This is a genomic window from Thioclava dalianensis (assembly GCF_000715505.1).
Taxonomy (GTDB): Bacteria; Pseudomonadota; Alphaproteobacteria; order Rhodobacterales; family Rhodobacteraceae; genus Thioclava; species Thioclava dalianensis.
In genome coordinates this window covers 1-6,216 of record NZ_JHEH01000066.1, presented here as the reverse complement: position 1 = coordinate 6,216, position 6,216 = coordinate 1, and the positions used below count along the sequence as shown (strand labels likewise).

At 51.1% G+C, this 6,216-nt stretch carries 8 protein-coding genes; 5 read left to right on the top strand and 3 right to left on the bottom strand.

All coding sequences use genetic code 11. The annotated features are described in order from the left end of the window. Window positions 1-941, bottom strand: a 941-nt coding sequence (locus DL1_RS21755; RefSeq protein ID WP_162178778.1) for a hypothetical protein, incomplete at its 3' end; no start/stop codon positions are given. Window positions 942-1,212: 271 nt separating this feature from the next. Next, window positions 1,213-1,872 (bottom strand): hypothetical protein, encoded by a 660-nt coding sequence (locus DL1_RS20185; RefSeq protein ID WP_143081786.1) that lies wholly within the window; start codon window positions 1,870-1,872, stop codon window positions 1,213-1,215. Window positions 1,873-2,301: 429 nt separating this feature from the next. Here DL1_RS20185 and DL1_RS20180 point away from each other — a divergent pair, with 429 nt between their 5' ends. The 5 genes from DL1_RS20180 (at window position 2,302) to DL1_RS21100 (ending at window position 4,870) form a co-directional block, all read left to right on the top strand. Then, window positions 2,302-2,841: a hypothetical protein gene (locus tag DL1_RS20180; protein ID WP_051693723.1), complete on the top strand. Its 540-nt coding sequence runs from the start codon at window positions 2,302-2,304 to the stop codon at window positions 2,839-2,841. A 185-nt stretch (window positions 2,842-3,026) separates the two neighbouring features. Then, complete coding sequence (locus DL1_RS20175) at window positions 3,027-3,236, top strand: type II toxin-antitoxin system HicA family toxin (protein ID WP_342727586.1); 210 nt, start codon at window positions 3,027-3,029, stop codon at window positions 3,234-3,236. A gap of 84 nt (window positions 3,237-3,320) precedes the next feature. Continuing rightward, complete coding sequence (locus DL1_RS20170; protein WP_038070054.1) at window positions 3,321-3,719, top strand: type II toxin-antitoxin system HicB family antitoxin; 399 nt, start codon at window positions 3,321-3,323, stop codon at window positions 3,717-3,719. 52 nt (window positions 3,720-3,771) lie between these two features. Beyond that, window positions 3,772-3,972, top strand: coding sequence for a hypothetical protein (locus tag DL1_RS20165; RefSeq protein ID WP_038070052.1), 201 nt, complete (start codon window positions 3,772-3,774; stop codon window positions 3,970-3,972). 103 nt (window positions 3,973-4,075) lie between these two features. Further along, on the top strand, window positions 4,076-4,870 hold the full coding sequence (locus DL1_RS21100; protein WP_051693722.1) for a glycosyltransferase family 25 protein: 795 nt from the start codon (window positions 4,076-4,078) through the stop codon (window positions 4,868-4,870). 26 nt (window positions 4,871-4,896) lie between these two features. Here the strand turns inward: DL1_RS21100 and DL1_RS21430 are convergent, their stop codons facing one another. Next, window positions 4,897-5,766: a polysaccharide pyruvyl transferase family protein gene (locus tag DL1_RS21430; RefSeq protein WP_074855055.1), complete on the bottom strand. Its 870-nt coding sequence runs from the start codon at window positions 5,764-5,766 to the stop codon at window positions 4,897-4,899. Window positions 5,767-6,216 lie beyond the last annotated feature (450 nt).

Here is a 6,216-nt window from a genome sequence, read left to right as displayed (position 1 = left end):
TCTCGAAGACGACTTCTGCAACAACGCCCTGATGAACACGTCCAACTACGGAAGTCATGCTCGATATTGACAAAGCGCGACCAATGTTCCCAACCCCTGTCTCTGGGGGCGTCTTTGTCGAATGGTGTAAATTGTTCCAATGAAAGAAATTCTGCCGTTGGAAACTGGCTGCTTACGCAATGCGAGCTGAAGAACCCGGGGAAGTTCTTCGACAACCATTCGATACCAATGTTTCGATATTTTTGCCTTATGCGCCGGACACGCTCTTCTTTCACGTGCTCTACGCCCATGATCGAGTACGCCCTAGAGCGGCGCTTTGGAACAAGGGTGGTCTTTGCGGGCTCGTTAATCGCATTTGAATATTCGAGCGCAGCCTCGTCAGTTAGAACAAATCCGACACTCAAGCAGGTCGTTGAAGGTGTTAACTGCGAAATAGTGACCAGAAGAGATGAGAACTGCTTCGGGAATTCCGCTGTGTACCGAACGCCAACAAATTTCTTGGCTTCTTCAGGCCGATGTACCCAGCCGAGCGGCATACGACCTTCGCTGCCGTAGAGTCGCTGCTTTTTGAGCCAATCGATATTCGAGTCATCGCGAACAGGTGTTCTTTCTCTGTCCCAGCCAATCTTCTCAAGGCCGTCGTATAAAGTCTCGATCTCATTCGGGCCAAAAATCTCACTGACCATGATGCAGCCGAGGCGGAGCGAAACACCTTCATCAAGCGCTGACTTTGCGTTGGTTTCTGCATCGCGCTCCCGGTAGTAGGTTTTGTCTTCACCATGGGGGTTGGGGATGATGTTCGGATAGCGGGCGTGAAGCGGCCAAACCATTTTGCGTGCCCGTTGCTTCCACTTAGGCACAGGTTTTTTCTCAGGGGCTGGTACACCCTCGGCCATACTCGACTCATTATTTTGCGGCTGCTCATCTTTCATCTGCCACATATAGCCATTAATCGCTTCGTTTGACTACTGCCTTCGCCAAAATATCGAATACGAACGTTGTGGTTCAATGTCCGCTTTCGATGAGGGCGCCTAACGTCCTATCTCCTGCAGCGAAGGTCCGGTTTCCGCCCAACTCCTACTGCACCGACGCCGATAGCTTCTTGGATGCGAATTTGATAGAAAACGTCACAAGGAGAATAACAATGAAACGCGTTCGTTCACTCTTTTAGCATCAAGAGCTGGTTTAGACCTCTCGTGACTTATAATGATCTCACCTCGGATGGGCATTATATTTTTCAGCGTCTTTGGTCAGATTACTTTTCCTGACGCGAACCTCGTTGGCAACCGAGAATATTTCTCCACGTGAAGGCAGGGAGCGAATACGACCTTCATGCTTGGGTTGGATTTTTTTTGAATACTCCTTATCGAATCTTCTGTTGAAATAATGGTCATGTCGCTTCACCTCGAAGGAAACCTTGAGAAAGGAAGCAATGGGTAATCCTAAAGAAACTATCGAAATTCCGTAAAAGACCCAGTCGTTCACCATCGCCCCTGGAAATCTTGAGGAAACGATCAAGCCTGCAATGCTTGAAATCCCAACAATTACCAGCGCGCGGTCTATAAACCGGTCGGTGGCCGCAAACTTGAATCTCCTACCGTAGAATCTGATAGTTACATCTCCAAGATACCGACGCAACTCTCTATCAGAGAGATCCTTCAACTTCAGATCCTGTAAGTTATTGCGGATTTCGGGTGGTTCGAGCTGATCCTGGCGTAGCGATATGACCGTGGTCATCTGCGAGCTTGCAACATCAAGTTTATTTTCAATCGTTCGCTCGTGTGCGCGCCTGTAGGAACTAATCGCACCAACGATCAAGCAGAAGCTCGCGGAGAGCTGGAAGATCGATATGAGTGCTTGTAAATTTACCATGCCCGCCCCTACCATGATAGATCTCTGAGAGAAGATGTCTTCAAAATCAGTGTGAATCGGTACGAATTCGAGTCCATCTTCATCTTTTCAAAAATTAAAGTTTTCTGTTGCAGGGAGTGCACGTCACTTCAACTCCGCAAGGAACAGCTAATGCTGACATTTTTACGGAGATAACGCCATTCATAGCTGTCAGCAACGCTTACCTTCAGCTTGGGTGCGGCGATGGCTGGCGTTCTGCCCTCTGTGTAGGTTGCGCCAGATCGAGGGGCGCGACCCTGGCCGAATTTCCACTTCCATTTACTGACAAGGGTGCGTTCGCGCCTGCGGCGAACTTCGTCAATCCGCCGATCCTACCGCCAGATATGCTCAGGCCAAACCACCTTGCCTTTGCGCGTTGCCGTCACCCTATGATCAGTCTATCGTCCATTCATGCAGAAATCGCGTCAATTCCACGGTCTATCTACGGGTGTCAAACTCGAAAAACAGGCGCGATCCATCCTCAAGCAGACTCAGGCGATGGCGAAAGCCGATGCGCATGAATTTGGTATTCGTCAGGCGGAACATGCTGGCGTTGAACTAATGCTTTTGGCACTGTCGATGGAATTTGCGCTGAAGGCTTGGTTTGTTTGGGATCACAATACCCTCAAGACCAAGAGAACCCATGATCTTTTGAAGCTTTTCGAGCTTCTTGACGACACCAGTAGGGAACGCCTTGATCGCGAATTCAGGAACAATGTGGCACCACACCACCCAAACTTTCTCGTATCGGACTATGGGATCAGAGACGTGCTATACCAGCACGCCAACGCTTTCGTTGAATGGCGATACATTCATGAAAAGCGAGAACACGGGATATCATTCAACGTCACCACCTTCGTCGCAACGTTGGAAATGGTACTGGATGAATTCTCAACGCTGTACCGGGAAGAGGAGTTCAGACCGAGGCATGAGATCCCACCTCGGCCCTAACCACCCATGCTCGCAATCCTCGCGCAGATACGGCGGACGACCGCTATCGAAACAACCACCACAACAGCCCAGCCTATTTTGAAAACCTGCCCAGAAACTCCCGCAATCATGCCTAGAACTACACATATTTTTGCGCAATATAATGCGCATCTCGCTTGACCGCCCCTCAGTTAGTGTGTATTTATATGCACATCAAAGGGGATAAAATGGACCTTGAGCGCAACTCGAAGAAACTTCGCGCTCTGCTCTTGAAGGAAGGTTTCGAGGAAGTGTCAAAGCGAGGATCACACTTGAAGCTGAAACGGGGCGATCTGACGGTGATACTACCTCACCCGAAGAAAGACCTGCCACTCGGGACAGTGCGTAGCATTTACAGACAGGCGGGGCTTCTCTAGCCCCGCCCGACAGCGCAAAGAGGCCATACGCCTATCAATCATGACAGTTTTGCTGCCCGCAAGACACATCGCTTGGAGAACATTATGCACTATTACATCTCCGTTGTGCACCAAGAGGAGAATAGCGCCTACGGTCTATCTTTCCCGGATCTTCCCGGGTGCTTTGCCGCATCTGATACTTGGGAGGGAATTCCGCAGGCTGCCGTGGAAGCGCTCGATCTCTGGTTCGAGGATCAACCGGATATTGAGCCCAGCTCACTCGAAGCCCTGCGCGCGCGTCAAGACGTGCTCGACGAATTGAAAGAGGGCGCGGTTCTCATGCCGATCCCCTATATTCCGGCGGACACGGCCACGGTACGCGCAAATATCTCGATCGAACGCGGCCTTTTGCGCGCGATCGACGAAGCAGCGAAAGCTAGGGGAATGACACGGTCCGGGTTGATTTCATCGGCCACCCGACGTGAAATCGTCGGCGTCGCTTAGGAACTGACTTCGGAGGTGGCGCCTTGCGCCGCCTCCGTCCCCGGAGGCCGATATGGCATTCTTCCACACCGACCTTCGCAACGACACAACCATCTCCATCAATATGGCCCAAGTAGAGAATATCTATCGCGATCAGACCAGCCAAGCTGTGATCGTAATGCTGCCCACAGATTGCGGACAGCGGGTGTTTGAGGTGGCGGAGAGCTACCGCGATGTTGCGGACCAATTCTCGGTCGGCAACCTACCCATCTAACCACCCCACTGTGCAGATATCCGCACGCCTAACCACTAGCGAACGAGACTTCGCTTTGGTAGGTAAGGGACAACCATTATCAAACCTGTTACTGAGAAAACGAATGATTACCCTCTACATCAATTTGGATTCCGCAGAATCTCGCCGTGAGTGGATGGAGAGGCAGTTCAAGGCACGAGTAATTGACGCTGAGAGGGTGCGCGCCGTCACGATAGACGACCTAAGCTCGAAAACCGCCGGTATAACCTTTGGAAACCGGATGGGCCGCGATTGGGTTGATGGGGAAAAGGCGTGTTTCTTGAGTCACAGGGAATGCTGGAGGCGCATCGCTGACGGTGAAGATGCATTCGGCGCAGTCTTCGAGGATGACGTGCACCTATCTGCAGATGCAGCTGCGTTCCTCACCGATGAATCGTGGATTCCACCTGGCGCTGATGTCGTGAAGATCGAAACATATATGACGCGCGTGTGGCTGGATAAGCGCTGCATAGTCGCTAATGGCAGGTCGCTGCATCGACTTAGGTCAACCCATATTGGCGGCGCCGGATATATCCTTAGTCGAGAGGCGGCAGCAAGGCTTTTCGAATGCTCCACCCACGTTGCAATGCCTCTCGACCACCTCGTATTTGATCCGGTCTACAACTACCGACTGCGAGTGTGGCAGCTGAACGAGGCAATCTGCATTCAGGACGACCTCCTCAATTCAAAAGATGCTTTGTTCACAAGCCAGATATCAGAAAGTGATGTTCGGGCTGTGAACAGGAAAGCGAAGCCGAAAAGCAAAGGAAAAAAAATCGTTCGAGAGCTAAACAGAATTTATAAGCAGGTGGTTGATTTAGCTTCAAACCCTGCCTGGCCGATCACTATGCGTCGATCGATCATCAGCTATCGAGAGTGATTACCCAATATTCCAGAGCGACACACTCAGGAATATCTACCTTTTACATCTTCGAGGACCGTACGATAAGCTGACTTCCTTTCGTCAAGAGCCGTGGCATCGCCAAGAATTGGCTTCTGCCGCATCATAGCCTCAAAACAGCTTATCAATCGCGTGCGCTCATATGTAGCTCTAATTCTTCGCCTATATCTACGACGAGGAACGTAGCGTATCATCCGTTCTGCACGATCAATGTTCGGAAAAAATTGATAAATCGAAGAACTCAAATTTGCCGCTTCGAAAACATCAATCCATTTCTCGGCGTTGAAACTGGGGCCTATTCTTACAGGGACCCAAGGAACACGAAAGCTTTCAGCAAAGATCGCTGCGTGCATCGACTCTGCAAAAACTAATGGTGCACGCGCGATTTCAGCAATGACATCCTTATATCCACCGCACGGTGAAACATAACTCACTCCAAAGTCTTGACACAAACTTGCCCAGTCATGCCGCTCAACAGATTCATGATGCGGCACAAAGATTGGCGCGTCTGATTTCTCAAGGTTACGATACTCAGAAAACTCAGAAATCATCGCTGCTGGGTCTATGATTCCCCTCTCTATTGGCAGCCCGAGAAGGCGCGCACTTCTTGGTCCGCGGACCGATTGAAAGTCCCAACATCTAGGCATTGATTCGAGATCAAGGGAGGCACCATACCCCACACCAGATCCGAGCACTAAAAGGCGACTATCTCTGTATTTTTCCGTCGACTGTTGGTTAATTATGGTTCCAACGCCGAAGAGCGTGACCTCATCATCCCAAGATTGCCAACCTGGTATCAGCCGATCCCAGATCCACTCGTTCAGATCGTCTCCGAAATTTTTATTTTTATGGCTCTTAAAATAATAGATTTGCATGCTTTTTATAAAAATCCCCGGAAGTGTCCATCGCGGTTCACGTGTGAGGCCCTGTTTGCGAGCGTAGCGCACACGTTGCTAAAGATTCAAGCATGCGAACCGCTTGGTGCAACGTAGCGTGCAACCTAAAAGTACGAAACTAATTTTTACCCACCGCGAGCGCCCGCCGCCTCTCACAGTCGATCAGCGCATTCCCGAGCCGCGTGATCGTCATAGCGTTCGCACGTAGCGTCCCGCCTGCCGCCGCAAGCGTCGCTGGCGCCCGGCACGGAACGCGCGCGGCTGAGGGGCGTCAGCCAGATCCTCTCCGCGTTCCCAAGAGCCTCATGTCCGGCCATGCCGCCCATCACTCACTCCTACTTTGACTCTCGCCGAAGAGCTTCAAATTTTTTGCGGGCGCGGATCATCGCCAGATGCCAAGGGCGTTGTTGCAGAAGTCGTCTTCGAGAC

What these genes read in the sequence shown, in the direction of transcription:
- DL1_RS20185 (WP_143081786.1), bottom strand. Translation starts at nt 1,872, where the DNA reads ATGGTAAATTTACAAGCACTCATATCGATCTTCCAGCTCTCCGCGAGC.
- DL1_RS20180 (WP_051693723.1), top strand. Translation starts at nt 2,302, where the DNA reads ATGCAGAAATCGCGTCAATTCCACGGTCTATCTACGGGTGTCAAACTC.
- DL1_RS20175 (WP_342727586.1), top strand. Translation starts at nt 3,027, where the DNA reads ATGCACATCAAAGGGGATAAAATGGACCTTGAGCGCAACTCGAAGAAA.
- DL1_RS20170 (WP_038070054.1), top strand. Translation starts at nt 3,321, where the DNA reads ATGCACTATTACATCTCCGTTGTGCACCAAGAGGAGAATAGCGCCTAC.
- DL1_RS20165 (WP_038070052.1), top strand. Translation starts at nt 3,772, where the DNA reads ATGGCATTCTTCCACACCGACCTTCGCAACGACACAACCATCTCCATC.
- DL1_RS21100 (WP_051693722.1), top strand. Translation starts at nt 4,076, where the DNA reads ATGATTACCCTCTACATCAATTTGGATTCCGCAGAATCTCGCCGTGAG.
- DL1_RS21430 (WP_074855055.1), bottom strand. Translation starts at nt 5,766, where the DNA reads ATGCAAATCTATTATTTTAAGAGCCATAAAAATAAAAATTTCGGAGAC.